We start from the raw sequence: 26,467 nt of genomic DNA, 5'->3' as shown, positions 1-26,467 counted from the left end.
TGCATAAAAATGTGCCGGCGACACGAAGGAATGTCGCCGGCACAAGGTCGTCATGGGAGGACGATGTCAGAGACTTCGGCGGCTCAGGCCGTCGCTTCGGCCACGTCGAAGACCAGCGGCTTGGCGCTGGCGATCGCCTTGTGCGAGCGGACCTTGTCGAGCACCTCTTCCGACACGGGAGAATCGACATAGAGCAGCGCGATCGCATCGCCGCCGGGCCGGTTGCGGCCGAGCTGGAAGTTGGCGATGTTGACGTCCGCCTGGCCAAACACCGTGCCGAGCAGGCCGATGATACCGGGCGCGTCGTTGTTGGTGGTGTAGACCATGTAGCGGCCGATCTCGGCGTCGAGATTGATGCCCTTGATCTGGATGAAGCGCGGCTTGCCGTCTGAGAACACGGTGCCGGCAACGTCCCGGGTCTGCTTCTCGGTGGTGATCTGGAGCCGGATATAGGTCTCGAAGACGCCGGACTGGTCGCGGCGCGATTCGGTCACCTGAATGCCCCGCTCCTTCGCCATCACCGGCGCCGAGACCATGTTGATGTCGGCGACCTGGCTCTTCATCAGCCCGGCGAGCGCCGCCGAGGTCAGCGCCTTGGTGTTCATCGTCGCGACGGTGCCGTCATAGACGATCTCCACCGACTTGATCGGCTCTTCCGTGACCTGGCCGACAAAGGCGCCGAGGCACTCGGCGAGCTTGACGAAGGGCGTCAGGATCGGCGCCTCCTCGGCGGTGATCGACGGCATGTTGATGGCGTTGGAAACGGCACCGCGAAGGAGATAGTCGGACATCTGCTCGGCGACCTGGAGCGCGACGTTCTCCTGAGCCTCCGAGGTGGAAGCGCCGAGATGCGGCGTGCAGACGACGTTCGGCAGGCCGAAGAGCACGCTCTCCTTGGCCGGTTCGGTCTCGAAGACGTCGACACCGGCACCCGCCACCTTGCCGGATTTCAGCGCCTCGGCGAGATCCGCCTCGACGACGAGGCCGCCACGGGCGCAGTTGATGATGCGCACGCCGTCCTTCATCTTGGCGATCGCCGCCTTGTTGATGATGCCGCGGGTCTTGTCGGTCATCGGCGTGTGCAGCGTGATGAAGTCGGAGCGCTTGAAGAGCTCGTCGAGCTCGACCTTCTCGATGCCCATCTGCGCGGCGCGCTCGGCCGACAGGAACGGATCGAAGGCGACGACGCGCATCTTCAGGCCGACACCGCGCGAGGCGACGATCGAGCCGATATTGCCGCAGCCGATGATGCCGAGGGTCTTGCCGGTGATCTCGACGCCCATGAAGCGGTTCTTCTCCCACTTGCCGGCCTGGGTCGAGGCATCGGCGGCGGGCAGCTCGCGGGCGACGGCGAACATCAGCGCGATGGCGTGTTCGGCGGTAGTGATCGAATTGCCGAAGGGCGTGTTCATCACGATGATGCCCTTACGGCTTGCCGCCGGGATGTCGACGTTGTCGACGCCGATGCCAGCGCGGCCGATGACCTTCAGATTGGTCGCCGCCTCGATGAGCTTTTCGGTCGCCTTGGTGGCCGAGCGGATGGCGAGGCCGTCATACTGGCCGATGATCTCGGCGAGCTTGTCCTTGTCCTTGCCGAGCTGCGGCTGGAAATCGACCTCGATGCCGCGATCCTTGAAGATCTGCACGGCGGTTTCGGAAAGCGCGTCGGAAACGAGTACGCGGGGTGCCATGGGTTTGGTCCTTTTGTCTGCGGCGCTTGGCCTTTAGGCAGCGCCGGCTGAATGACGGGTGCGAACGATGAACCTGGTCGTCATCCCGGCCTCGAGCCGGGATCCATTCCGCGGCCTTTTCGGCGGGCAGTCCGGCCGGGGGTGATCTCGGCCCGATCGGTTCATGTTCGGCGATTTGGCATGGATCCCGGGTCAAGCCCGGGATGACGAAGCGTTGGAGGTCGCTGGGGGCCGGAGGCCGAAGCGCGAAAACCTGATGCAAACTACGGCAGGCCTGAGCCCCTCATCCTGAGGTGCGAGCGAAGCGAGCCTCGAAGGGCGAGAGGCGAGCCTCGGCGCCCGTCATCCCTCGCCCTTCGAGGCCACCTGCGGTGGCACCTCAGGATGAGGGATGAGGAAACGCCCCGCGGCCTTTAAGCCGCTTTGGCGAGTTCGCCCTTCTGGGTCTCGTAGGCCCAGGCGAGCCAGGGCATCAGCGCTTCGAGGTCCGACGCCTCGACGGTCGCGCCGCACCAGATGCGCAGGCCTGCCGGCGCATCGCGATAGGCGCCGATGTCGAGGGCAACGCCCTCTTTTTCGAGCAGCGAGGCGACACCCTTGGCGAAGGCGTTCTGGGCGTCTTCGGGCTGGGCGACGAGGTCCGGATCGGTGAAGGTCAGGCACACCGAGGTGTTGGAGCGGATGTCCGGCCGTTTGGCGAGAAAGCCGATCCAGTCATTCGCCGCGACGAATTTCTCGATGACGGCGAGATTGGCGTCGGCCCGGCCCTTCAGGCCTTCGAGGCCACCGACCGATTTGCCCCAGGCGAGCGCGTCCAGATAGTCCTCGACGCAGAGCATCGAGGGGGTGTTGATCGTCTCGCCCTTGAAGATGCCCTCGATCAGCTTGCCGCCCTTGGTCATGCGGAAGATCTTCGGCAGCGGCCAGGCGGGGGTGTAGCTTTCTAGCCGCTCGACGGCGCGCGGCGAGAGGATCAGCATGCCGTGGGCCGCCTCGCCGCCCATCACCTTCTGCCAGGAGAAGGTGACGACATCGAGCTTGTCGAAGGGCAGATCCTGGGCAAACGCCGCCGAGGTGGCGTCGCAGATCGTCAGGCCCTTGCGGTGGTCGGGAATGTTGTCGCCACTCGGCACTTTGACGCCGGAGGTGGTGCCGTTCCAGGTGAAGACCACGTCGCGGTCGAAATCGACCTCGGCGAAGTTGACGATCTCGCCATAGGGCGCTTCGAGCTTGCGCACGTCGTCGAGCTTCAGCTGCTTGATCGCGTCGGTAACCCAGCCGGAGCCGAAGGACTCCCAGGCCACCATATCGACGCCGCGCGCGCCGAGCAGCGACCACATCGCCATCTCGACCGCGCCGGTGTCCGACGCCGGCACGATGCCGATGCGATAGTCGGCGGGAACGCCGAGAATTTCACGGGTTTCGTCGATCGCCTGGGCAAGTTTGGACTTGCCGATCTTGGCGCGATGCGAGCGACCGAGCGCGGCATCTTCAAGCGCCTGAAGCGACCAACCGGGTCGTTTCGCGCAAGGTCCGGACGAAAAGCGGGGATTGGCCGGACGCATGTCCGGCTTGGAGATATGAGCCATCTTGTAGCTACCCTTTCAGATAGGCGCCTCTCGTTGGGGAGAGGTGTCCCACCGCGGCAGATAGACCAAAGCGCGGGGCACGGCAAGCGCTCGAAAGTGGTGCGAAACGAAAATACCCGGCAATAGGGCGGCGGGCTCGCCGGCCCCGAAATGCGCTCGCCATAATGGTTGTCAACGGAACGGCCGACCCCCCATCCCGGCCCTCATCCACCCTGCCACATTTCGCCAAATTGCGACGTCCCTGTCGCATTCGCGCCCAAAGAGGGGCGAAATTTTCTCCAAAAAGTCAGGAAGTTGGAGCCAAACTGGAAAAGGTTCCTTCTGCCCAGAAATAATCTTCCTCTCGCCGGGTTTCGATCACGGTTTCGTCAAAGGAGTTGCCGAAAGAGCCGCCAGCGGAAACGCAACGCAGCAAAGGACATCCATGAAAATCGCGAAATCCCTCGCCCTGGCGGTCGCGCTCCTTGCAGCCCCGGCAATCACCCATGCGCCGATGGTCGCCGATCAGGCCTTCGCCGGGGCCAAGAAGGCCCGCGCCGGCAATGCTTCTTATTATGGCGCCCGATTCCACGGCCGCCGCACCGCCAATGGCGAGCGCTTCAACATGAACGCCATGACGGCGGCTCACAAATCGCTTCCGTTCGGAACCAAGGTGCGCGTCACCAACCGGCGGAACGGCAAGTCCGTCGTCGTCAGGATCAACGATCGCGGGCCTTATGCCCATGGCCGGGTCATCGACCTTTCGAAGGCGGCCGCCGCACGCATCGGCATGGTCCGTTCCGGCACCGCGCCGGTCAAGATCGACATTCTTTAAGACCTGTCGACTGAGGGGTCGGTCCGAGAGGACCGAGAAAAAAGGGGGTGAGACGACGGTGTCGTCTTTCTTGAGACATGAGGGGGATGGGTGAGCCGTGGCTCCCCACCCGCCAGTCGCCCGACTGGAACCGCCGAAATTTCACGGCCCGCCGTTCCAGAGCCGATTTTTACCGACTTTCAATCTTTCGCGGGAACCAGACTTCCGCCACGCGCCTTTATACCCCAAGACGATCGTCCATCATCGCCGTGACGAAACAGGGGTTACCAGTGAATACGAAGATTTTTACGCTTTTTGCCGCAGCGTCTGTACTGGTTTCGACTTCGTCTTTCGTCCACGCACAGGATGCAAGCTCGCAGGAAAGCTTCGAGGTCTCAAGTCTTCGGCTGGACAGCCTGCCCATTCCCACATCTCGCGCCGAGGCGATCGGTTCTGGAGCAGACACCAGGAGCGGGATCGACGCCGTTGCATCGCCCGATCCGAAGATCCGGCGCACCGCCACCGGCATTCGCATCGTCGGTCCGGTGTATTTCCCTGAAGAGCGCCAGTAGGCTTCGCCAAAGACCAACACAGTCCGTCCGTCGAGGCGCCGTGCAGTTGCTTGCGCGGCGCTTTTTTCGTTTCGGCAGCGGCGACTCGTTGCTCGCAGCGTCTCAAGCGCCGCATCGTACTCGTCAGAAAACCGATTCCGGTTTTCGGGCCGATGCCGTCGAAACGGTGCCGTCTTGCGCGCGCCCCTGCGTCGGCGCAAACTCCCCTCGTGAAGACCTTCGGCCGGGAGAAGCCGGGCCCCTGAAACCGCCAGCCATAGGCGGAGGTCCGGCGATGGTCAAAAGGGATCCGGCCGGTGATCGGCGCGTCCATCCACGCGCCACCATCAGTCAAAGGGGAGGAAAAATGAGCGAGACCCTGGAACGACCGTCCGCAGGGACGGCGAGTGCTGCGCGTGCGAAGGCCGAAGCCTGGCTTTCGGATTTCGAGGCGGCCCTCGCCGCGAAAGATGCCGGCAAGGCGGCGTCGATGTTCGCGGCGACGAGCTTCTGGCGCGATCTCATCGCGTTTACCTGGAATATCAAGACCGTCGAAAATCCCGATGGAATCAAGGAGATGCTCACGGCCGTCCTTGACGGCGTAAAGCCGCGAAACTTCCAGCTTTCCGAGGAGCCGAGCGAAGAGGGCGGCGTCGCCACCGGCTTCTTCACCTTCGAGACCGACGTCGCCCGCGGCGAAGGCGTCATGCGGCTGAAGGACGGCAAGGCCTGGACCTTCCTCACCGCCATGACCGAGCTCAAGGGCTTCGAGGAGCCGATGAGCGAGCGCCGGCCTATGGGTGCCGAACACGGCTCCGATCCCAACCGCAAGAGCTGGCTGGAAAAGCGCGAGGCAGAGGCGCGCGATCTCGGCTATGGCACCCAGCCTTTCACGGTGATCATCGGCGGCGGCCAGGGCGGCATCGCGCTCGCCGCGCGGCTGCGCCAGCTCGGGGTTCCGACGATCGTCGTCGAAAAGAACGACAAGCCCGGCGATTCCTGGCGCAAGCGGTACAAGTCGCTCTGCCTGCACGATCCGGTCTGGTACGACCACCTGCCCTACATCCAGTTTCCGAAGAACTGGCCGGTCTTCGCCCCCAAGGACAAGATCGGTGACTGGCTGGAAATGTATGCGCGGGTGATGGAGCTGAACTACTGGTCGAAGACGACGGCCAGGAGCGCCCGCTACGACGAAGCCAAAGGCGAGTGGGAGGTCGTGGTCGACCGCGACGGCGAGGAGGTGACACTCCGGCCGAAGGAACTGGTCTTCGCCACCGGCATGTCGGCCAAGCCCAACATGCCGAAATTTCCCGGCATGGACCGGTTCAAGGGCGAGCAGCAGCATTCATCCCAGCATCCGGGTCCGGACGCCTACAAGGGCAAGACCGTCGTCGTCGTCGGCTCGAACAATTCGGCCCATGACATATGCGCGGCACTCTACGAAGCGGGTGCCGACGTTACCATGGTGCAGCGCTCGACCACCCACATCGTCCGCTCGGACCCCTTGATGGAATACGGCCTCGGCGATCTTTATTCGGAGCGGGCGCTGAAGGCGGGGATCGACACCCACAAGGCGGACATGATCTTCGCCTCGATCCCCTACCGGATCCTGCACGAGTTCCAGATCCCGATCTACGACAAGATCCGCGAGGTCGACAAAGCCTTCTACGACGCGCTGGAGAAGGCCGGTTTCCAGCTCGATTTCGGCGCCGACGGCTCCGGCCTGTTCATGAAGTATCTGAGGCGCGGCTCGGGCTACTATATCGACGTCGGCGCCTCGCAGCTGATCATCGACGGCAAGATCAAGCTGAAGGCCGGCCAGGTCGAGGAGATCACCGAGACCGGCGTGAAGCTCGCCGACGGCACCGAACTGCCGGCCGACCTCATCGTCTATGCCACCGGCTACGGGTCGATGAACGGCTGGGTCGCCGATCTCGTCAGCCAGGAAGCGGCCGACAAGGTCGGCAAGGTCTGGGGCCTCGGCTCGGATACGCCAAAGGATCCCGGCCCCTGGGAGGGCGAGCAGCGCAATATGTGGAAGCCGACACAGGTCGAGCATCTGTGGTTCCACGGCGGCAACCTGCACCAGTCACGGCACTACTCGCTCTATCTCGCCTTGCAGCTGAAGGCGCGGATGGAGGGGATTGCGACGCCGGTCTGGGGCCAGCAGGAAACCCACCACCTCGGACGGTGACCCGCCGTTCCCGATCATCGGACGACAGGACCCGGGCGGGCCGATGGCTCGCCCGTATCGCATCCGGCCCATTGGGCGATCGTCATCCTTCGCCGGACGTTTCTTGATGGCTGCCGAAAAAGAATTGTTCGCAGGCTTGCAACCTTTACCGCTGGCAGTCCGTTTCCGAGGCAACAAAAATCTTCGTGAAAAGGAGTACCAGCCATGATCGGTTGGGCAATTACTTTCCTCGTGGTCGCCTTGATCGCGGCTGTTCTTGGCTTCGGCGGTATTGCCGGCACAGCCGTCGGCATCGCCAAGATCATTTTCTTCGTCGCGATCGTGCTCTTCGTGCTGTCGCTGATCTTCGGTCGCCGCCGCGCGCTCTGATCGGCTGTACCAGTCCGCATCACAAAAGCCGCTCCGTCTTGCGACGGGGCGGCTTTTTCTTTGCGCCGCACGCGCTCGACCGTTCGTTTCCGACACAATGATCACGCGTCCTCGCGGCTGTCGCCGACCTTTCGCATCCGGCCCGCAATGGCGCGTATGCGCCGCAATCAGCTCCGCGCGTCTTCTCTGGCGCTCGCCTTCTCGAGATACTCCCGCGAACGCATCTCGAAGAGACGCGACGTGGTTCGGTCGAACTCGAAGGCTTCGGTGCCCGAACGTCCCTGATAGAGCTCGTTCGCGGGAGCGTCCGCCGAAACGACGAGCCTTTTGCCGGCATCATAGAAGGTGTCGACCAGAGTGATGAACCGCTTGGCCTCGTTCCGCTCGGCCTCGTCCATTACCGGAACGTTCTCGACGAGGATCGTGTGAAAGCGCTGGGCAAGGGCGAGATAGTCCTGGGATCCCAGCGGCCGCTTCAAAAGATCGTCGAAGGCAAACCGGGCAGCGCCGTTTCCGGCCCGCGGAACGGGAATGGTACGCCCCTTCACCGACAATGAGGCCGTCGTCTCCTTCGAACCGTCGAGAAGGCGCTCCCATGCCGCGTCGATGCGCTGGCCGGCAGCCGGATCGGAGGTCTCGACATAAATGTCCTCCTCGCCCAGAAACGCCAGCCGATAATCCTCCTCCCCGGCTAGCTCGAACACTTCGGCATGCTCCTTGAGCACCTTCACGAAGGGCAGGAAGAGCGGCCTGTTGAGCCCGTCGGGATAAAGATCGTCGGGCGCGACGTTCGATGTCGCAACGAGAACGAGGCCGTTGGCGAACAGGGCCTTGAACAGCCGCGACAGGATCATCGCGTCGGCGATGTCGGTCACGGTGAATTCGTCGAAGCACAAGAGCCTGGATTTTTCCGCGATTCTGGCCGCGACCGGCGGGATAGGATCGTCGCCCTTCACCTCGCCGTTCTTGTGGGCCCGCCGGTGTTCGCCGATCAGCTCGTGCACCTCGCCCATGAGGGCGTGAAAATGCACCCGGCGCTTTGCCGCGACCGAGCTCTGACGGAAGAACATGTCCATCAGCATGGTCTTGCCCCGGCCGACGTCGCCATAGACGTAAAGCCCTTTCACCGGGTCGGCATCGCGCTTTTGGCCGAAAAGCCAGCCGAGCGCGCTCTTCTTGGAGGCTCCGACCTCCGCCGAAAGGCGCCGGTCGAGAGCGTCGAGCCGGTCGGCCAGCCGTCGCTGGATCGGATCGCTCTCGATCTCGCCGGACTGGATCAGCCGCTCCAGCGCGGAGCGGACCGGGCCTTGCCGCGACTTGGGTTCGACGGTTGCGCTGGGGGCCATCGGTTCGTCGGTTCCTTCGTCTCGTTCGTCGACCGGCAAGAGTGCGGACGCGGCTTTGCGCGTCTTTGCAATGCAGCATTATTGTCGCCGCGCGCACAAGAACAACCGTTTGCCGATCCCCAACAGTTCGATGAGCGGCCGGCAAAACGTGAAAAGGGCCGCCGGCGAAACCGGCGACCCTCCCATTTGCGATTTTCAGCACGCGCGTCCGACAGACGCGAATCCGACGTCGCGGTGTGGCTCAGCGATAGAGCGTGATGCTCTGGCCGCCCGTGGTGCGCCCCTCGTAGCGCGAGCCTCCGGAAGAGTTCAGGCTGGCGACGTTGGAGCCGCCGGAATCGCGCAGGACCACCTGGCTGCCGGAGACGTCCCAGGCCGAGACGTCGGCGACCTTGCCGGGGCAACCGCGCGAGGCGGCGCGGTAGCCGCCGGACCACTTGGTGAGCGACAGGATGATCTGGCAGTTGCCGCCGTCGGTCGTCACCTTGTAGGCGCCCAGAACCGAGTTGCGCGACAGGGGCTGCTGGCTGGCGCTGGCGACCTGGGTGTTCGGCGTGTTGTTATCCGCCGGCAGGTTGCCCTGGGTCCCGTCGCTTGCAAGATCGGCGTCACTCATCGACGGATCGGAGTTCATCGAATCGTTCGAGGGCGGCGGCGGCGGCGGCGGCGGCGGCAGCTGGTTGGATGCGATCCGCCCCGAGGGCACGGGCTGCAAGGGCGGCGGGCCGTTATCCGCATAAGGCGACGTCGACCGCGAGCAGCCTGCCGCAAAAAGAAGCATGGCGGCGACCGCAGCGATCCTTGCTGGATGTTTCATGAAATCAATTCCCCGGAACGATCAGGCCCGCACGGGCGGCCTGTCGATGTTGTCGTCCTCAGTAAAGCGGACGCGTTGGCTGCTGCGCAAGGCATCAATGTATCAAAACGCGACAGATGGCCGCTTCTTTGCACGAGAATCCACCGCCACCATCGCCGATATGCAACGATCGGCGTCGGCATCGACCTTCGGGCGTAAAGAAACGCCGGCCCTACTCCTCGGTCGTCATCGAAAAATCGCCACTCTCCGGATCCATCGCCCAGAGCGCACCGGACGAAATGTCCACCCAGGCGCCGTGCAGCGTGATCTTTCCCTCCGCCTCCAAGGCGGCGATGAAGGGGAAGCTGCGCAGGTTCTTCAGCGAGTAGCGAATGGCGATTCGCTCCAGTGCCGATTGCCGCTCGCGCCCGGTCATCAGCTCGTTGGCGCCGACGGCCTTGGCCGCTGGATCGAGCAGGCTCATCCAGCGGCCAATGAAATCGCCGGAGGACAGCGGCTCGGCCGATGGCGACAGCGCAGCGTGGATGCCGCCGCAATTGCCGTGGCCGAGAATGACGATGTGCTCGACCTTCAGCGAATTGACGGCAAATTCCAGCGCCGCGGAGGTCGAGTGATACTCGCCGTCCGGCTCGTAAGGGGGGACGAGATTGGCGACGTTGCGCACCACGAAGATATCGCCCGGTGCACAGTCGAAAAGCGTTTCCGGCGCGGTCCGGGAATCGCAGCAGGCGATCACCATCGTCTTGGGATGCTGTCCCTTGTCGGCAAGCTCGCGAAACAGCTGCCGCTCGCCCGGCAAACGCTTGGCGATGAAGGAATTGTAGCCTGCCATCAGATGATCGGGGAGACGTTTCGCCATATACTAAGGGTCCTAGTTCCGAACGCGCTGCCGGCATGCTTGGCAATGACACGCATTCTCGGGCCTGACCAGATGGGCAAGGCCGTGCACAACGCCACCCTGCGCATCAAAACGCCTACTGATCAGGTCGAAATATTCCGATTGTCCGTTTTCGTAGTAGCGCCGCAGCGCATAGGCAACCATGTCGGCATACTGGATGAGCCGGGTCGCTCGAGAATCGACGAATAACGGCACATCCGTGAGATTGAAAAGCTGGCCCCATCGGTGTCCGACAGAACGAAAATTTGTGGCCAGTCCCTGAAGAGACGTCCCATAAGACGACTTGTCGAGAACAATCAGACCGCGCTGCGTATTGTTCTGCCTGTGCAAGCGGCCGAGGAAACGGTCGAAACGGTTTGCGATCTCCTCGAACGCCCGCTCCATCGGATCGTCCGGAGACACCGAAGCCTTATGGACTGCAATGCCGAAGACATGCACAAGCCGCGACGTTCCAAGAATGCTCAAAGCGCGGCGATAGCAATCTAAACGCTGAACCTTGCCGACACCACGCCAGTGTCTCTTGCCGCTGAAAATGTCAGCTCCCCGAAACTCCAAACCATCAGGATTCTGCGGCCAAATTTCCCGCGCCAAATCGTCTAGCTGAAGGGAAAGCCAATGCGGCTGACGCTCGAAAACGGCGAATCCCGCCAGGATGACATGCCCATCGGCGGCATTTCCTGATGAGCCGGAATCGTCCAGATACAGCAGATACATCGGCCTCGCGTTGAAAGGCGGCCGGGCGAAGCAATCGCCTCGACGAACTGCAAAGGCAGTTCTCCCAACCGCAATGCAACAAATAAGCGCAAATCCCCAGCTTGGCAACAAGAGGAAGCGGTCCCGTCAACGGTCAAGCCGGCTGCTTCGGCACCGAGCGGCCGAGCCGGCGCATCTGGACCATGGCCATCGGATGCCTCAGGCTGTCGAGATCGGTCTCGATGGTCAGTTCGTCGGCGCCGCGCTTGATCGTGCGGGCAAGGAGCTCGAACACCGTCGCCGTGGTCGACTGCAGCGCCTTCTCCGGCGTGGCGCCCGAAAGGATGCGGGCGAGAAACACCGCCGAGGTCAGATCGCCCAGGCCCTTCGGGGCGTTCTCGATCAGCCGGTGTTCGGCGAGCATGACGTCGCGGTCGTCGACGAGAAGGTTGCCGGTGCCGCCCCGCAACATGGCGAAGGCCGAGGTGACGACGACGGTGCGCGGCCCGAGCGCGCTCGCTGCCTCGATGAGCTCTCGATTGTCGGTGAGGTCGAGCCCGGTCAGAAACTCCAGTTCGAACCGGTTGGGCGTCGCGATATCGGCGAGCGGCAGAAGCCTGTCGCGCGTCGCCTCCAGCGTCTCGCGGGGCTGATAGAGGCGGCCGCCATCGCCGGTCGCCGGATCGCACAGGACGATTGCTCCGGGGTTCTTCCTGCGGACCGCCTCGACCAATTGCGCCACCGGCTCGACCTGGTGGCTGGCCCCGAAATAGCCGACCAGGACGGCGCCGACCTCGCCGAGCCAGGGCGACTGCGCAAGCTCCGCCATCATCGCGGCGAAATCTGCTTCAGGCGGCACGATCCGCGTCGATGCGCCATGGCCCGGATGCCAGGGCAGCGTCACCGTCGGCACCGACCAGACGGGAAACCCGAGCGATTCCAGCGCAAAGGCCGCGGCGCGATTGCCCACCGTTCCGCGCACGACGTGGCTCGCGATCGAGATCACCGCTTGCCGGTCACCGGCCGGATTGCCGTCTTTCGTCATCGCGCCGTGCCTTAAGAAAAGTGGTTGGCGAGAATCAGCGCCAGGACGATGAAGCCGCCGATGCTGGCGATCCGCCCGATGCGCGAGCCGAGAACCTCGATCCTGTCGGACTGATCGACGTCCCGCGCCATGAAGTGATCGCCGGTTCGCGTCAGCGCCGCCTGGGTGTGCGCCCCGATCTGCGGGTCGGTCTCCTGGCGCACGCGTTCGAGAATGGCCTTGGCCTCGCGCTGGCGCTCGTCTTCGGATGGTTTGCCGCTCATGCCTCGCATCTTCACGAAATGGCCGCCAAGGGCAACAGGCAATGACGACCTCGTCACGAGCAGAACGAGCTGCGGCCGATGAAATCCCGATCGCCCTCCCGTCCGCCAATCTGACGAAAGCTCGGCCGCCGAACCCTGACCAGCCTGACGTTCGATACTAAGGAGAATGCCGACCGGATCGCCGGCTTCACTCATGACCGCAGCGGTCGGGGCCTGCCGTCTAGCCGGCTTCCGGGCGCGGCGTCGGGACCGGAACGCGCCCGTTCGGATCGGCTTCGAAGGTGTGAACGACATGGGTCGCCGGCTCCGTTGCGGGGCCGAGATAGCTCTCGTGGCCCGGCAGCCCCATCGGATAGAGCGCATCGCGCGCCGCCTCGTAGGGCGCGGTCTGGTCGCTGCACAGTTTCATCCGCATGTCCGGCGGCGCCTCGTTCGGCTGATCGGCGATCTCGTCGATCGTCTTGCCGATCGGCTGCAGCTTGCCCGAAAACGCCTCGTCGAGGAGCTTGGCGGCGCGCTCCGCGCGCTCCCTGTCCGTCGTCGCGCCGAGCAGCACCACCATGATGCGGCGATCGTCGCGCTCGGCGATCCCGACGAGGTTGCGGCCGGAGGCGCACAGAAATCCAGTCTTCATCCCGACGGCGCCGGGATAGCGGGTGAGAAGCTCGTTGAAGGAATCGACCGCCTTGCCGTCGATCACCACCCGCGCGGTGCGGAAGATCTGCCGATACTGGGGAAATCGCTGATTGATGGTCATCGCCAGGATGGCGAGATCGCGCGCCGAGACGTGCTGGGAGGGATCGAACAGGCCATTGGCATTGGCGAAATGGCTGGCGGTCATACCGAGGCGTTCGGCCGCAGCGTTCATCCGCTCGACGAAGGCCGCCTCGCTTCCGGCCACGGTCTGCGACAACGCCACGGCGACCTCGTTGGCCGACCCCGCAAAGGCGGCGTAGAGGGCATCCTCCAGCCGCATCCCCCGGCCGACGCTGAGGCCGGCATGCAGCGACTTCTGGCTCATTGCCTTGGGCGTCATGACGACGGGGGTGTCCAGCGTCACCTCCCCCGCCTGCAAGGCCTCGAAGGTGACGAGCGCGGTCATCAGCTTGGTGGTCGAGGCGGGAAACCAGGGGTGCCCGGCGTCGTCGGCATAAAGCACCGCGCGGCTGCCGACATCGACGACGAGGGCGGGCGTCGCCATGGCCGGAACGGCAAAGGCCGTGATCGAGAGGAAGATGGCCGCGAAGAGATTGCGCATGAAACACCGAGACGATTGGCGATACCGGCATGAGGCAGGATCATTGGCATGGACCTGTCCCCTCCCCGGCCCGATACACCCTTTTGGCCGGGATCGGAACATGATTACCGAGGTCCCGGGCACCGCCCTTTGTCGGCCGCGAAATTCGACCAGACGCAGATCACCTTCGGATCGGCCGCGATGCTCGCCGGGGTGAGCACCATCTGACGCCCGACGAGCGCCCGGCAGGCCTTGCGATCGAGGGAGCGCGCGGTGCAATCGGGATGATCGCGCCAGACGGTCTCGAACCAGCGCCGAAATTCCGGCCGCTCGATATCGAGATCCTCGAACCGAACGGAACGCCCGAGTTCATAGCCGACCGATCGATAGACGAGCTGGACGAGTTCGGCCCCGGAAAGCTCCGGGCCGCCGGGGCGCAGATAGGGATCGTCCGGCGCGTTGAGATAGTCGTTGGCCATCCGCGCGGGGGTGAAGATCGCGTCCCCGGACAAGCCGCGAACCTCGTAGACGGCATAATGGCCACCGACCCCGTTCGCGATGAATTCCTCGACGAAATTCTCCCACAGCGCCGGCTTCGTATCGAGAACCACCGGGCCGCCACCGGTGATCCTGACGATGCCGACATGGGTGTAAGGGCTCTTCGTCGCAGCCTGAAGGGCCTCGGCGAGCGGACCTTCCTCCTCCTCGAAGATCAGCTGCGCGGTCTGCCAGTCCTGGAAGTCGTGGTCGGTGAGATATTGTGCGGCCGCGCCGCTCACTGGTCCGATCGCCGAAACGGCGCCGAGGATCAGCATCATGCCGATACGGGCAATCATCATGCGGCCGTGCCTTTCGACTGCCGGGTTCGCCGCGCCACGTCGGCACGGCGTCAGATCAGGCGGCAGGCTGGGCCCAAGTCGTTAAGGTCCGGTTAGGAAATCGCCGACGCCGCCGTCATCGCGGTCGAAATGCTGTGCGGGTTTGACGCGCCCTACCCATCACCGCGCCATCCCGTGATACACCTCGTTCGGACGCATCTCGCTCGCCGAAGCGACGCGGTTCGACATGGCGAAGAAGCCCGCCGTCTGGGCGATGTCGAAAATCGCGCGGTTGGAGAAGCCGGCTTTCCTCAAGGCCTCGCGGTCCTGCTCGACGATCGTGTCCGGCCGCTCGGTGAGCTTCGTCACGAAATCCAGGATCGCGGTCTGCCGCTCGTCGAGACCGGCGGCGCGCCAGTTCTGGGCGATGGTCTCGCTGAAGACCGGATCGCCGGAAAGTTCGCGCAGCGCCGCGCCATGGGCGACGAGGCAGTAGTGGCAGTGATTGATCGCCGACACGACGACCGCGATCATCTCCCGCTCGAGCTTTGATAGCTCGCTGTCGGCCAGCATCACCTCGTTGTAGAAGCGCGAGAACGCCTCGAGCTTCTTTTCGTCGAAGGCATAGGCGAGGAGCACGTTCGGCACGAGGCCAAGCTTTTCCTCGCATTTGTCGAAATAGGCCTTCGTGCGCTCCGACATCGGCTCGGCGAGGCCGAGATCGAGCGCCGTCACCGGCCTGTCGCGTTTCAATGTCATCTGCCGTCCTCCCATGTGGTGCCTCGGGTCTCGCCGGGGCCTGCGGCGCTTTTCGCCCGCAAGGGACCGGTTCAAGCCTCGCAGTTCCGGTCCTCTCCCCTATGATTGATGCCACAAACAGGGGCGCAAGAGGAGGGATCGCACATGCAGGAAGACACAAATCCGCGAAAGGCGGCCGTGGTCGCCAGGGTCGGCGAAGAGCTCGGTGCCGACAGCCCCGGCGCCAGGCTCGCCCCCCTCCTCTTTGCTCGGCCGCCGGTCGAGGATCTCGAAGCCTTCGACACCGCGGCGCTCGCCGCTGCCGCCAAGACCGGCGCCGAAGCGCTCGCCGTCAACCGCCCCGGCCGGCCGCTGGTCTGGATCGACCGGCCGGACGACTTCCGCCACGACGGCGAGCCGCAGGATCTCGTGACCGTCGTCTCCGACGACATGGCCTTCCTGTTCGATTCGCTCACGGCGGAAATCGCCGAGCGGGCCAATGCGATCCACTACATCTCCCATCCGATCATCGACGTAACCCGGGGCGAGGACGGCAGCGTGACCGATTTCGCCGCCTCGCGGACCGGCCAGGAGACGCGACCGGGCACGACGCGCACCAGCCTCATCCAGTTTGCCATCGACCCCATGGCAGGCGGCGAGCAGGGCTCGGGCCTGGCGGAGGCGCTGGAGAAGATCCTCGTCCAGGTCGCCCACAGCAATCGCGACTTTTCGGCCATGCGCGAGCGGGTCAGCCGCGCGGTCGAGGATCTCGACCGGCGGGCCGCCGCCGTGCCCGAGGACGAGCGCACGAATGTCACGGAAGCCGCCCGCCTGCTCGAATGGCTGCGCGACGACAACTTCATCTTTCTCGGCGCCTGCGACTACGACTATCAGGGCGAACGCGACGGCGAGATCCTGGAGCGGCGCCAGGGCGACGCGCTCGGCATCCTCGCCGATCCCGACATCCGCATTCTCGGACGGCCCGGCCGGCCAATGGTGACGACGCCGGAGATCCGCGCCTTTCTCGAGGCCGCGAGCCCGCTGATCGTCACCAAGGCCAACGCCCGCTCGCTGGTCCATCGCCGCGCCTACATGGATTATGTCGGCGTCAAGCAATATGACGACGAGGGCCGCCTGACCGGCGAACTCAGGATCGTCGGCCTGTTCACCTCCTCGGCCTATACCCGCTCGATCCTGACGATCCCCTATCTGAGGCTGAAGGCCGAGACGGTGATCGAGCGCTCCGGCTTCCGGCCGGGCTCCCATTCGGCCAAGGCGCTGCTCAACGCGCTGGAATCCTATCCGCGCGACGAAGTCTTCCAGATCGACGTCGATCTTCTCGAACGCTACGCGGCGATCGTCGTCGAACTCGGCGAGCGGCCGCGGGTGCGCGTCCTGCCGCGGATCGACCGGTTCGACCGGTTCGTCTCGGTGATGGTCTACGTGCCGCGCGATCGCTACGATTCGCGGCTCAGAGAACGGATCGGACGCCTTCTCGCCGACAATTACGAGGGCCATGTCTCGGCCTATTACCCGGCCTTTCCGGAAGGGCTTCTGGCGCGCGTCCACATCATCGTCGGCCGCTCTGGCGAGCCGACGCCCGAGGTCGACGTCGCGCGGCTGGAAGCGCGCATCGCCGAAATGGCGAAGAACTGGGACGACGAATTCGTCACCGCGCTCGAGAAAGCCCACGCCCCGAGCCATCATCAACGCTTTGCCAGCGGCATGCCGGGCAGCTACCGCGACACCGTCTCGCCGGCCGAGGCCGTGCGGGACGTTTCGGTCATCGAGAAGCTGTCGGCAGATGAGCCGCTCTTCGTCGACTTCTATCGCCGCGACGGCGATCTGGAAGAGACGGTGCGGCTGAAGGTCTATCACCTCGGCCAGGCCGTGGCACTCTCGACCCGCGTGCCGATCCTCGAAAACATGGGCTTTTCCGTCATTTCGGAGCGGACCTTCCGGCTCGCCCGGCCCGATGGCGACGCCGTCCATCTCCACGACATGGATCTCGTCAGGGCCGGCGTCGGCAAGAAGATCCCGCTCGCCGACAGCGGCAAGTCGCTGGAGGACGTCTTCGGCGCCGTGTGGCGCGGGCGGATCGAGAATGACGGCTTCAACGCCCTCGTGCTCGAAGCCGGGCTCGACTTCCGCAAGGCGAACGTGATGCGGGCCTATGCCCGCTATCTGCGCCAGGCGGGGCTGTCCTATTCGCAGGATTATCTGGCGAAAGCTCTCGTGCGGCATACCGGCATCGCCCAGGCGCTGTGGCGCGTCTTCGAGACATCCTTCGATCCGGCGAAAGGAGCCCCCGACAGCGACGACGCCTCCATCGCCGCAGACGAGCGCGAAACGCGGCAGCACCGCCGCGCGGTCGTGCGCGGCTGCGCCGACGTCTATGCCGAAATCCTCGATGCCCTCGACGAGGTGGATTCGGCCGATGACGACCGCATCGTCCGCCGCTTTCTCAACGCCATTCTGGCGACGCTCAGGACCAACTATTTTGCCGTCGACGGCATTTCCGCCGAGGAGGGTTCCGAGCCGGGCAAGGTCCAGCCGGCGCTGGCCTTCAAGCTCGATTCCGGCGCCGTCGAAGGGCTGCCGGCGCCCGTCCCCTATCGCGAGATCTTCGTCTTCGACGCCCGCGTCGAGGGTGTCCATCTGCGCTTCGGCTCGGTCGCGCGCGGCGGCCTCAGATGGTCCGACCGGGCGCAGGACTACCGCACCGAAGTGCTCGGTCTCGTCAAGGCGCAGCAGGTCAAGAACGCCGTCATCGTGCCGGTCGGCGCCAAGGGCGGCTTCTACCCCAAGCGCCTGCCCGACGCCTCGAAACGCGACGCCTGGTTTTCCGCCGGCCGCTCGGCCTATGTCGTCTTCATCGCCTCGCTCCTGTCGGTGACCGACAATCTCGTCGGCGACGCGGTGGTGACGCCCGACGGCGTCCGCCGCCATGACGGCGACGACCCCTATTTCGTCGTCGCCGCCGACAAGGGCACGGCGACCTTCTCCGACACCGCCAATGCGATTGCCCAGTCAGAGGATTTCTGGCTCGACGACGCCTTTGCCTCCGGCGGTTCAGCCGGCTACGACCACAAGGCCATGGGCATCACCGCCAAGGGCGCCTGGGAGGCGGTGAAGCGGCATTTCCGCGAGATCCCCCGCGACGGCGAGGGCGGCGAAGGCGCCTGGGACATCCAGGCCGAGACCTTCACGGCCGCCGGCTGCGGCGACATGTCGGGCGACGTCTTCGGCAACGGCATGTTGTTGTCGGAAAAAACCAGGCTCGTCGCCGCCTTCGATCACCGCGACATCTTCATCGACCCGAACCCGGATCCGGCCGCATCCTTCGCCGAGCGCAAACGGCTGTTCGACGTGCCCCGCTCCTCCTGGCAGGACTACGATGCCAGCAAAATCTCCCATGGGGGCGGCATCTTCTCGCGCAAGGAGAAGATCATCCACCTGTCCGACGAGGCGGCCGCGGCCATCGGCCTCGATAGCAACGAGGGCACACCCACCGAGATCATCACCGCGATCCTCAAGGCGCCGGTCGATCTTCTCTGGTTCGGCGGCATCGGCACCTACATCCGCGCCTCGAGCGAGAGCAATGTCGATGTCGGCGACCGGGCGAACGACGCCGTGCGCATCACCGGCGCCGATGTCCGCGCCAAGGTGATCGGCGAAGGCGCCAATCTCGGCGTCACCCAGAGGGGCCGCATCGAATTTGCCAAGAAGGGCGGCCGGATCAACTCCGACGCGATCGACAATTCCGCCGGCGTCAACACCTCCGACGTCGAGGTCAACATCAAGATCGCGCTCAAGGGCGCCATGGCGGGAGACAGGCTGTCACGCGAGGAGCGCGACAGGCTGCTCGCCTCGATGACCGACGAGGTGGCCGATCTCGTGCTCGCCAACAATTACGAGCAGACCCTCGCAATCTCCCTGGAAGAGCGCGACGGCGCCTCGGCGCTTGCGCTGCAGCAGCGCTTCATGAGCGTTCTGGAGGGCGCCGGCCATCTCGACCGGGCGGTGGAAACGCTGCCCTCGGACAGTGCGATCGCCGATCTCAGAAGCATCGGCCAGGGCCTCACCCGGCCGGAGATCGGCGTCCTTCTCGCCTATGCCAAGATCACGCTCTTCGATTCCGTCGTGGCCAGCGATCTGCCGGACGACCCCTATCTGGAAGATCGGCTGCACGACTATTTCCCGGTGCCGATGCGCCGGGATTTCACCAAGGACATCAAGAGCCATCGCCTCGCCCGCGAGATCATCGCGACGGTGCTGGCGAACGAGGTGGTCAACCGCACCGGCCCGACCTTCGTGACCACCGTGGAGGAAGCGACCGGCGCCTCGCCTGCCGCCATCGTCGAGGCCTTCGTCGCGGCGATGGACGGCTTCGACATGCGCGATCTCTACGAGCGGATCGACGCCCTCGATGCAAGGCTTCCCGGCGCTGTCCAGAACGGGCTCTATCATCAGGTCGGGCGCTTTCTGCGCCGGCTGACGACCTGGTATGTCCGCAACGAGGGCTTCGGCTCGGGGCTGACCAGCGTCGCCATCGAGAGCCGCGACGCCCTCGGCAAACTGAAGGGGCGGCTCGCCGAACTCGCTTCCGAGGCCGCCAGGCAGGAGGCCGAGCAACGGGTCGGCGAGTGGACGCGCCAGGGCGTGCCACAGGGTATCGCCGAAGAGGTCGCGCTGCTGCCGCTTCTCGCCCTCATCCCCGATATCGACGCCGTCTCGCGCGAAACCGGCAAGTCCCTGGAAGAGACCGTCGAGACCTATTTCGAGATTACCCGGCTGTTCGAGATCGGCCGGCTGGAAGCGGCCTTGTTCCGGCTGGACACCAGCGACTATTTCGAGACGCTGGCGCTGCAGCGGGCCGAGAGCCAGATCGCCCGGGCGCGGCGCCAACTGACCACGGCGACGATGCGCAGCGGCCAGTCACCCGAAGACTGGGCCAGGGAGCGCCACGGCACCGTCGACCGGATCCGCAGCCAGCTCGTGACCCTTGCCGGCAGCGGCGAGACCTCGGTGCCGAGGCTGACGGTCGCGGCGGGTCTTCTGTCGGATCTTGCGGCGCAGGTATGACCTCCGCCGCGTGAAGGGGCCGGCGCCCTTTTTCGGCGCCGGCAGGCCGCTCACTTCTTCTTGTCGCTCGTCTGCGGCGCGGCGAACTTGCCGGGCACGGTCGAGGGAGCCGCAGCCTTGGCCTTCTTGTCGGCCTTCGGCTTGCGGACTTCCTTGTTGCTGCGCATCTGACCCTTGGCCATTGCCCTGATCCTCCATGAGGTTGCGATGGCGGGAGATAGCATGGGGCAAGAGAGAACGCCTGTTAATTCGTGCGCGGCATCGTCGCGAAGGCCTCTGTTTCGGAGCAAAGACGGATTTCAGCGTTCCGCTGACATTTCAGCGAGCCTGCGATCGCGATCGGCGATGGCTGCTTCCGTTTCCGGCGCAAACATCGTTAGACCAAAGCTCATCGCATCCTCCTGCACCTTCTCCACGAACGGGCGCAGGCCTTCATCATAGTCCCGGAACGCGGCGACATGGTCATCGCCATGCCGTTCGAGGGCGTCCGCCAACGCCGCCGCGCCGATAATCGCCATAGATCCACCCATTCCGGCAGCCGGAGACGGGCAGTAGCCAGCGTCGCCGACGAGCGCCACGCGGCCCCTGGACCAGGCGGGCATCCTGATCTGGCAGAGCTTGTCGAAGTAGAAGTCTTCAGCAGCGTCCACTTCCTTGAGAAGGTCGGGTATGCGCCAGCCCAGCCCCTCGAACTGATCGCGGATCAACTGTTTCTGCTGCTCGATGTCACGGTGCTCATAGGGGATCTCACGATCCGAACGGAAGCCGAAGGCGATGTCGGTCTTGTCGTCATAACCATTCAGCATCACCGTCTTTCCCGGGACGCTGAAAATCTGCGTGACGTTGCTCTCGATCAACCTCCGGTCCACGACCTTCAGAAAAGAATACAGCCCCATGAAGTGCATCACGTCTTCGTCGTTTCCGAACACCAGTCGTCTGGTGCTGGAGCGAGTGCCGTCGCAGCCGAAGACGAGCGTGAAATCCTGTCGTGCCCCGTCGGAGAACCAGGCCGAAACACCGTCCGACGTTTCTTGAAGGCGAAGCACCGATGTCCCGAAAAGGATGTCGACATCGGCGCAAACCGCGCCGAACATGATGTCGAGCAGATCGTCCCGATCGATCTCATACTCCTCGTCAGGACTGTCGAGGACGGCCGGCCGGGCAGGGATCCGGGCTTGCGTGATATCGTCCGCGTTCTTGAACTCGGTCCGGCGGGGCGGCAGTGCTTTGCGGCGGATGGCGTCCAGAAGCCCCATGCGACGGACGACCCCGATCGTTTCGCCCCTGATGTCGACGGGCGTGCCGCCCTTGCGCAGGCCCGCAGCGATTTCGACGACCGTCACGTCGTAGCCAAGCGTCTTCATCCAGTAGGCCGTGGCAAGCCCCGCAAAGCTCGCTCCGGAAATGAGCACGCGGCCACCCGCCTGAGCGGCGTGACGGAGACGGCCACCATCTTGCGCTTCCATGCTGACACCCCATCATATACGCATGACAATCATGTACCTCGATCATAAATGTACTGGGTATAAATAAATTGCAAGGGCCGATGTCGACACTCCCTGACCGCCGCACCCGGAAACGGCTCGCCACGCGCCAAAGGATCTCCGACGTCGCCACGCGTCTGTTCTTCGAGCGAGGCTTCGATCACGTCACGGTGGACGAGATCGCCGATGCCGCCGACGTCGGCCGTATGACGGTGTTCAACCATTTCCCCCGCAAGGAGGACATGTTCTTCGATCAAGATCCCGAAGCCCGGCAGGTGGTGCTCGATGCCGCGCGAAACCGCGATCCGCATGTCGCCCCGATCGTTGCGCTCCGCCTCCTCGCGCATCGGCTGGTCGCGGAGGAGCGTCCCTATATCCGCTTCGGCGACGAAAGCAGTCACTTCGTCGAGACCATTGCGGCGAGCGATGCGTTGAAGGCTCGCGCACGGGCGATCCGCGACGAAATGGTCAATTCGCTGGCGCACGCACTCGCTGCCTCCGTCGATCAGCCAGCCGACGATATCGACGCCCATCTCGCAGCCAGCCTCCTTTTGGCGGCATGGACAGTCGCCTTTGCCCAAGCGCACCAGGATTTCCGAAAGAACGGAGCCGCCAAGCTTGCGAAGGAAAAATTCCTGTCCATCGTGGACAAGGCCAGCACCGGCATTGAGACGGCACTCAGGGATACCCTTTACGGTGCGATCGATCGAGACAGCTGAACGGCAACGTCCTGCCGATTGCGGTATAAAGCCGACAGACCGCAAGCCATCCATGGCAGACGATTTTCTGAGACACGAAACGCGTCTATCTTGCTCGCGGTCAGCCGTCGGGCTCCGCCTTGAGACAGACGCCGGTCGCCCATGGCCCGATGCAAGCTCCCGCCTTGCGCCATCGCGCAAAATCGTTGCACCTAGCGCCATCGCTGCGGCTGCGACGGGGGCTCTCACGTGACATCGAATGATCTGACGGGCGACGCCCGGCCTGCCCTCAGACGCCCCGGCGTGTGGGGCTGGATGGCCTTCGACTTTGCCGCGCAGCCCTTCTTCACCGTCGTTCTGACCTTCGTCTTCGGCCCGTATTTCGTCTCGCAGCTGGCGCCGGACCCGGCGACGGGCCAGGCCTGGTGGAGCTTGTCTGCGACCGTCGCCGGCCTCTTCGTCGCCTTCGGCTCGCCGTTTCTCGGCGCCGTCGCCGATCGTGCCGGCCCGCGCAAACCCTGGATCGGCCTCTTTGCAGGCTTCAAGATCGGCGCGCTATGCCTCCTGTGGTTTTCCGCGCCCGGCTCGTCGCTCTTCGTCGCCACCGTGCTCGTCGTCGTGGCGACGGTGGCGGCAGAGTTCTCGATCGTCTTCAACGACGCGATGATCCCACGGCTGTTGCGCAACGACGAGATCGGCCGGATTTCCAACATCGCCTGGGGCCTCGGCTATGCCGGCGGCATCGTCTTTCTCATCGTGGCACTCGCCTTTCTCGCCGGTTCGAAGGAGACCGGGCTGACGCTTCTCGGCCTTCCTCCCGCCTTCGGCCTCGACCCGGCGACGGGCGAAGGCGCGCGGGCGACGGCCCCGCTGGCGGCGCTCTGGTATCTCGTCTTCATCCTGCCGATGTTCCTCCTGACGCCGGACCGGCCGCGCGGCGAGAAGGTGACGGCGGCGGTCCGCCAGGGCCTCGGCGATCTCAAGGCGACCTTCCGCGAGATTCGCCAGCGCCGGCCGCTGCTCCAGTTTCTGATCGCGCGGATGATCTATCAGGACGGCGTCAACGCCCTCGTCGTCCTCGGCGGGGCCTTTGCGGCGGGCATGTTCGGCTGGACGCTGACCGAAAGCGGCCTCTTCGGCATCATCCTCAACGTCGTCGCCATTCCCAGCTGCTTCCTCGCCGGCATGCTCGACGCGCGGCTTGGCTCGAAAGCGGTGGTGGTGATGGCGATCCTCTGCCTGTCGCTCGCCACCATCGGCATCATCTCGACCAGCCCGGATTCCGCCCTGTTCGGCCTGATGACATTTGCCCCGCCCGGCGAAGGCGGCGGCGTCTTCGCCAGCGGTGCGGAGAAGAGCTACATCGTCTTCGGCCTGCTGATCGGCCTCGCCTTCGGTCCGATCCAGGCCTCGTCCCGGTCCTGGATGGCAAAATCCGTCACGGCCGCCGAGGCCGGCCGCTATTTCGGCTTCTACGCCTTCATCGGCCGGGCGACGTCCTTCCTGGCACCGGCCGCCGTCGCGGCGGCAACCGCGCTCGCGGCTCAAAGCTTCGATCCGATCACGGCCTCACGCATCGGCATGGCCAGCCTCATCGTGTTCTTCGTGGTGGGGCTGGTACTGGTGGTGCGGACAGAGGGACCGCCGGAAACGAGTGGAGGGTGAGGAGCGCATCGCGTTGGCCACTCGCCCTTGCCCTGCCGCCGTTCGGGCCGGCGAAAGGCGCGGATAAATCCGCCTCGTCATCCCGGGCTTGACCCGGGATCCACTCCTCTGCCGGGGACGCGCCTCTCCGGTGGAGGATCGGCGCCAGCCTTCGCTTAGTCGAGCGGCGGCTGCGAATGCAGTCGGCATATCGCCGGCGATTTGGAATGGGTCCCGGGTCAAGCCCGGGATGACGACGGGTCGAGGCGGGACGCCCGGCCACTTACCGCGACGGCGACGCCGCTGCCTCAAGCCGGGGTGACAGGCGTCCGTGCCCCTTCAGCCGCCCCTCGACATGCCGTTCGATCGCGCGCTTGGCTTCGTCCCGCAGACCGTCGGTCGCCTCGAGAATCTCGCGCGAGCGAAGGAAGTCGAGGACGCCATAGGACGAGACGGCGGGGCGAAACAGGAGATCGGGCGGCGAGATCATCAGCTTGGTGTCGATGATCGACTGCATGGTGAGCTGCGAGGCGCCGATCATCGCCTGCATCGGTGTGGGGATGCGGCTGTTGTCGCCCTCCGGGCCACCATTGACGTCCACCGCGATGGTGAAATCGCATGTCCCCTTCAGCCGGTCGAAGGGCAAGGGATTGTAGATGCCGCCATCGACCAGCACGCGCCCGTCGCGCCGCACCGGGCGGAAGATCGCGGGGATCGCAGCCGAAGCGGCGATCGCGCTGCGCAGATCGCCCTCGTCGAGTTCGCATTCCGCCCGGGCGTAAAAGTCCGTCGCCATCACCCCGAGGGGGATCTCCAACGCCTCGAAGGTCAGCGGCACGTCCGGCGGCATGAAGGCCATGATCACCCGCCGGGCGTTCAGCTGGCCGATGCGGAAGCCGCCGTCGCTCAGAAATTCCTGCAGGGAGACCGGCCGCGTCTGCCAGAGCCGGCCGATGACGATGCGCGGGCTGATGAAACAGTCGAGCAGATAGGCGCGAATGTCCCGGGCAGGCATGCCGCTGGCATAGCCGGCCCCGATGATCGCGCCGATCGAGGAACCGGTGATCCGCGCCGGCCTCAGGCCGAGATCGTCCAGCGCTTCGAGGACATGGATGTGGGCAAGGCCCCGCGCGCCGCCGCCACCGAGGGCGATGCCCAGCCGCAACGCGCCCGCCTCAGGCGCCGGCCGGGCCGACCGTCACGATGGTCGGCTGGGTGTCGAGGAGACGCTTGGCTTCCGCCTTGACGTCATCGAGCGTGACGGCGTCGATCAGCGACTGCCGCTCGTCGATGTAGTTGATGCCGAGATCGTCGAGCTGGATGCCGACGAGGGTCTGGGCGACGGCCAGCGACGAATCAAGATTTCGCACCGCATAGGAGCCCTTCACATAGGCCTTGGCCTTGTCGAGCTCCTCCTGGGTCGGGCCTGTGTCGGCCATACGCTTGATCTCCTTGCGGATGATGTCGACGGTCTGGGCCGCGGCATCCGCCCGCGTCGCCGTCGCGATGCCGAGGATGCCGGCGTGGTCGTAGCTCGCGAGATAGGAAGACGCGCCATAGGCGAGGCCCCGCTTCTCCCTGATCTCTTCATAGAGCCACGACGTGAAGGAACCACCCCCGAGAACGTGATTCATCAGATAGGCTGCGAAAAAATTCTTGTCGGAGCGCAGAAGGCCCGGCATCGCGACGCGAATGTTCGTCTGGGGAACGGCGAGATCGACGGCGACCTCCTTGCCCATGACGGGAGTCGCCATCGGCACGGATACAAGATCGGCCTTGTCCGCCAGACCGCCGAAAACCTCGTCGAGGCGTTTTTTCAGCTTCTCCGGCGTGATGTCGCCGACGACGCCGACGACGAGATCGTCCTTGGCGAAGACCTTGGAGCGGAATGTCTCGAGGTCGGCCGCAGTCACATTGGCCAGTGTCTCCGGCGTGCCTTCGTTCGGGCGCGAATAGGGATGGCCGGCGAACACCGTCTCACGGAAGGCTTTCGACGCGATCTCGCCGGGATCGTTCTTGTCGGCGAGGATGCCGGTGACGATCTGGCCGCGGATTCGGTTCACCGGCTCCTCGTCGAAGCGCGGCTTTGTCAGCGCAAGGCTCAGGAGATCGAAGGCCTCGTCTTCGAATTCGGTGATCGTGCGGAACGAGCCGGTGAAATTGTCGTAGCCGGCATCGAAGCTCATCGAGACGCCGAGGTCATCGAGCTTGGCCTGGAAGTCGGCGCTCCTGATGTCGCCGGCGCCCTCGTCGAGAAGGCCGGTCAGGAGGTTGGCAAGCCCCTCCTTGCCATCCGGGTCCTGGGTCGAGCCGCCGCCCTTGAAAGCGAAATTGACGGCAATCAGCGGGTTGGAATGATCCTCGACGAGATAGGCCTTGATCCCGCCGGGGCTTTCCACCTCCTGAATGTCGACCGCCGCCGCGGGCGCCGCCGAAAAGGCGAGAAGGCCGAAGGAGGCCGCTGCGAAAAGCCCCTTGAGGCCGCTGATCTGGGCGTTGAGTGTCATGATGGTC

The 26,467-nt window shown here is 64.7% G+C and carries 22 protein-coding genes; 7 read left to right on the top strand and 15 right to left on the bottom strand.

The window, feature by feature from the left end; genetic code table 11:
* Nucleotides 1-83: 83 nt before the first annotated feature.
* Both serA and J6595_RS14155 read right to left on the bottom strand, forming a co-directional pair.
* Nucleotides 84-1,691 (bottom strand): phosphoglycerate dehydrogenase, encoded by a 1,608-nt coding sequence (serA, locus tag J6595_RS14160; protein WP_209595223.1) that lies wholly within the window; start codon nt 1,689-1,691, stop codon nt 84-86.
* A 413-nt stretch (nt 1,692-2,104) separates the two neighbouring features.
* Nucleotides 2,105-3,280 (bottom strand): phosphoserine transaminase, encoded by a 1,176-nt coding sequence (locus J6595_RS14155; protein WP_209595222.1) that lies wholly within the window; start codon nt 3,278-3,280, stop codon nt 2,105-2,107.
* A 424-nt stretch (nt 3,281-3,704) separates the two neighbouring features.
* Between J6595_RS14155 and J6595_RS14150 the strand changes: the two genes are divergently transcribed.
* The 4 genes from J6595_RS14150 (at nt 3,705) to J6595_RS14135 (ending at nt 7,187) form a co-directional block, all read left to right on the top strand.
* A complete protein-coding gene (locus J6595_RS14150) occupies nt 3,705-4,094 on the top strand; it encodes a septal ring lytic transglycosylase RlpA family protein (RefSeq protein WP_209595221.1) in 390 nt (129 codons plus the stop codon).
* Nucleotides 4,095-4,180: 86 nt separating this feature from the next.
* Nucleotides 4,181-4,645 (top strand): hypothetical protein, encoded by a 465-nt coding sequence (locus J6595_RS14145; protein ID WP_209595220.1) that lies wholly within the window; start codon nt 4,181-4,183, stop codon nt 4,643-4,645.
* Between the two features lie 346 nt (nt 4,646-4,991).
* Nucleotides 4,992-6,818: a flavin-containing monooxygenase gene (locus J6595_RS14140; RefSeq protein ID WP_209595219.1), complete on the top strand. Its 1,827-nt coding sequence runs from the start codon at nt 4,992-4,994 to the stop codon at nt 6,816-6,818.
* Between the two features lie 204 nt (nt 6,819-7,022).
* Nucleotides 7,023-7,187 carry a DUF1328 domain-containing protein gene (locus tag J6595_RS14135; RefSeq protein ID WP_209595218.1) on the top strand — a complete coding sequence of 55 codons (165 nt, stop codon included), beginning with the start codon at nt 7,023-7,025 and terminating at the stop codon, nt 7,185-7,187.
* Nucleotides 7,188-7,354: 167 nt separating this feature from the next.
* On the opposite strand, the gene zapE is transcribed toward J6595_RS14135, so the two are convergent.
* From zapE to J6595_RS14090, 9 genes are all read right to left on the bottom strand, one after another.
* On the bottom strand, nt 7,355-8,533 hold the full coding sequence (zapE, locus tag J6595_RS14130; protein WP_209595217.1) for a cell division protein ZapE: 1,179 nt from the start codon (nt 8,531-8,533) through the stop codon (nt 7,355-7,357).
* 241 nt (nt 8,534-8,774) lie between these two features.
* A complete protein-coding gene (locus J6595_RS14125) occupies nt 8,775-9,350 on the bottom strand; it encodes a protease inhibitor Inh/omp19 family protein (protein ID WP_209595216.1) in 576 nt (191 codons plus the stop codon).
* Nucleotides 9,351-9,561: 211 nt separating this feature from the next.
* Nucleotides 9,562-10,209, bottom strand: a complete 648-nt coding sequence (locus J6595_RS14120) for a carbonic anhydrase (RefSeq protein WP_209595215.1) — start codon at nt 10,207-10,209, stop codon at nt 9,562-9,564.
* A gap of 12 nt (nt 10,210-10,221) precedes the next feature.
* The gene (locus tag J6595_RS14115) at nt 10,222-10,962 is read right to left on the bottom strand and encodes a DUF3800 domain-containing protein (protein ID WP_209595214.1); all 741 of its coding nucleotides are present in this window, start codon (nt 10,960-10,962) and stop codon (nt 10,222-10,224) included.
* A 133-nt stretch (nt 10,963-11,095) separates the two neighbouring features.
* On the bottom strand, nt 11,096-11,986 hold the full coding sequence (gene pdxY / locus J6595_RS14110) for a pyridoxal kinase PdxY (protein ID WP_209595213.1): 891 nt from the start codon (nt 11,984-11,986) through the stop codon (nt 11,096-11,098).
* An 11-nt stretch (nt 11,987-11,997) separates the two neighbouring features.
* Nucleotides 11,998-12,249: a hypothetical protein gene (locus tag J6595_RS14105; protein ID WP_209595212.1), complete on the bottom strand. Its 252-nt coding sequence runs from the start codon at nt 12,247-12,249 to the stop codon at nt 11,998-12,000.
* A gap of 220 nt (nt 12,250-12,469) precedes the next feature.
* Complete coding sequence (locus J6595_RS14100; protein WP_209595211.1) at nt 12,470-13,507, bottom strand: D-alanyl-D-alanine carboxypeptidase family protein; 1,038 nt, start codon at nt 13,505-13,507, stop codon at nt 12,470-12,472.
* A 104-nt stretch (nt 13,508-13,611) separates the two neighbouring features.
* Nucleotides 13,612-14,325, bottom strand: coding sequence for a C40 family peptidase (locus J6595_RS14095; protein WP_209595210.1), 714 nt, complete (start codon nt 14,323-14,325; stop codon nt 13,612-13,614).
* Between the two features lie 159 nt (nt 14,326-14,484).
* Nucleotides 14,485-15,063, bottom strand: a complete 579-nt coding sequence (locus J6595_RS14090) for a peroxidase-related enzyme (protein WP_209595209.1) — start codon at nt 15,061-15,063, stop codon at nt 14,485-14,487.
* Nucleotides 15,064-15,207: 144 nt separating this feature from the next.
* Between J6595_RS14090 and J6595_RS14085 the strand changes: the two genes are divergently transcribed.
* A complete protein-coding gene (locus tag J6595_RS14085) occupies nt 15,208-20,127 on the top strand; it encodes an NAD-glutamate dehydrogenase (protein WP_209595208.1) in 4,920 nt (1,639 codons plus the stop codon).
* Nucleotides 20,128-20,177: 50 nt separating this feature from the next.
* Here the strand turns inward: J6595_RS14085 and J6595_RS22755 are convergent, their stop codons facing one another.
* Both J6595_RS22755 and J6595_RS14080 read right to left on the bottom strand, forming a co-directional pair.
* Nucleotides 20,178-20,309 carry a hypothetical protein gene (locus J6595_RS22755; RefSeq protein WP_280891029.1) on the bottom strand — a complete coding sequence of 44 codons (132 nt, stop codon included), beginning with the start codon at nt 20,307-20,309 and terminating at the stop codon, nt 20,178-20,180.
* A 117-nt stretch (nt 20,310-20,426) separates the two neighbouring features.
* A complete protein-coding gene (locus J6595_RS14080) occupies nt 20,427-21,593 on the bottom strand; it encodes an FAD-dependent monooxygenase (protein WP_209595207.1) in 1,167 nt (388 codons plus the stop codon).
* A gap of 80 nt (nt 21,594-21,673) precedes the next feature.
* Here J6595_RS14080 and J6595_RS14075 point away from each other — a divergent pair, with 80 nt between their 5' ends.
* Entirely contained in the window at nt 21,674-22,330 is a 657-nt protein-coding gene (locus J6595_RS14075) for a TetR/AcrR family transcriptional regulator (protein ID WP_209595206.1), read from the top strand.
* 228 nt (nt 22,331-22,558) lie between these two features.
* Nucleotides 22,559-23,974, top strand: a complete 1,416-nt coding sequence (locus tag J6595_RS14070) for an MFS transporter (RefSeq protein WP_342453197.1) — start codon at nt 22,559-22,561, stop codon at nt 23,972-23,974.
* A 262-nt stretch (nt 23,975-24,236) separates the two neighbouring features.
* Here J6595_RS14070 and J6595_RS14065 read toward each other — a convergent pair whose 3' ends face one another.
* Both J6595_RS14065 and J6595_RS14060 read right to left on the bottom strand, forming a co-directional pair.
* On the bottom strand, nt 24,237-25,118 hold the full coding sequence (locus J6595_RS14065; protein ID WP_209595205.1) for a patatin-like phospholipase family protein: 882 nt from the start codon (nt 25,116-25,118) through the stop codon (nt 24,237-24,239).
* A gap of 10 nt (nt 25,119-25,128) precedes the next feature.
* Entirely contained in the window at nt 25,129-26,460 is a 1,332-nt protein-coding gene (locus J6595_RS14060; protein ID WP_209595204.1) for a M16 family metallopeptidase, read from the bottom strand.
* Between the last annotated feature and the right edge of the window lie 7 nt (nt 26,461-26,467).

This window comes from Jiella mangrovi (assembly GCF_017815135.1).
In the GTDB taxonomy this organism is placed as follows: Bacteria; Pseudomonadota; Alphaproteobacteria; order Rhizobiales; family Rhizobiaceae; genus Jiella; species Jiella mangrovi.
Note: the sequence above shows the minus strand (reverse complement) of the source record. Positions and strands in the feature narration are given on the sequence as shown.

Coding starts and splice junctions, on each gene's coding strand:
- serA (WP_209595223.1), bottom strand. CDS start 1,691: ATGGCACCCCGCGTACTCGTTTCCGACGCGCTTTCCGAAACCGCCGTG.
- J6595_RS14085 (WP_209595208.1), top strand. CDS start 15,208: ATGCAGGAAGACACAAATCCGCGAAAGGCGGCCGTGGTCGCCAGGGTC.
- J6595_RS14135 (WP_209595218.1), top strand. CDS start 7,023: ATGATCGGTTGGGCAATTACTTTCCTCGTGGTCGCCTTGATCGCGGCT.
- J6595_RS14120 (WP_209595215.1), bottom strand. CDS start 10,209: ATGGCGAAACGTCTCCCCGATCATCTGATGGCAGGCTACAATTCCTTC.
- J6595_RS14095 (WP_209595210.1), bottom strand. CDS start 14,325: ATGATGATTGCCCGTATCGGCATGATGCTGATCCTCGGCGCCGTTTCG.
- pdxY (WP_209595213.1), bottom strand. CDS start 11,986: ATGACGAAAGACGGCAATCCGGCCGGTGACCGGCAAGCGGTGATCTCG.
- J6595_RS14080 (WP_209595207.1), bottom strand. CDS start 21,593: ATGGAAGCGCAAGATGGTGGCCGTCTCCGTCACGCCGCTCAGGCGGGT.
- J6595_RS14155 (WP_209595222.1), bottom strand. CDS start 3,280: ATGGCTCATATCTCCAAGCCGGACATGCGTCCGGCCAATCCCCGCTTT.
- J6595_RS14075 (WP_209595206.1), top strand. CDS start 21,674: ATGTCGACACTCCCTGACCGCCGCACCCGGAAACGGCTCGCCACGCGC.
- J6595_RS14090 (WP_209595209.1), bottom strand. CDS start 15,063: ATGACATTGAAACGCGACAGGCCGGTGACGGCGCTCGATCTCGGCCTC.
- J6595_RS14125 (WP_209595216.1), bottom strand. CDS start 9,350: ATGAAACATCCAGCAAGGATCGCTGCGGTCGCCGCCATGCTTCTTTTT.
- J6595_RS14115 (WP_209595214.1), bottom strand. CDS start 10,962: ATGTATCTGCTGTATCTGGACGATTCCGGCTCATCAGGAAATGCCGCC.
- J6595_RS14150 (WP_209595221.1), top strand. CDS start 3,705: ATGAAAATCGCGAAATCCCTCGCCCTGGCGGTCGCGCTCCTTGCAGCC.
- zapE (WP_209595217.1), bottom strand. CDS start 8,533: ATGGCCCCCAGCGCAACCGTCGAACCCAAGTCGCGGCAAGGCCCGGTC.
- J6595_RS14145 (WP_209595220.1), top strand. CDS start 4,181: ATGGGTGAGCCGTGGCTCCCCACCCGCCAGTCGCCCGACTGGAACCGC.
- J6595_RS22755 (WP_280891029.1), bottom strand. CDS start 20,309: ATGGCCAAGGGTCAGATGCGCAGCAACAAGGAAGTCCGCAAGCCGAAG.
- J6595_RS14140 (WP_209595219.1), top strand. CDS start 4,992: ATGAGCGAGACCCTGGAACGACCGTCCGCAGGGACGGCGAGTGCTGCG.
- J6595_RS14060 (WP_209595204.1), bottom strand. CDS start 26,460: ATGACACTCAACGCCCAGATCAGCGGCCTCAAGGGGCTTTTCGCAGCG.
- J6595_RS14105 (WP_209595212.1), bottom strand. CDS start 12,249: ATGAGCGGCAAACCATCCGAAGACGAGCGCCAGCGCGAGGCCAAGGCC.
- J6595_RS14100 (WP_209595211.1), bottom strand. CDS start 13,507: ATGCGCAATCTCTTCGCGGCCATCTTCCTCTCGATCACGGCCTTTGCC.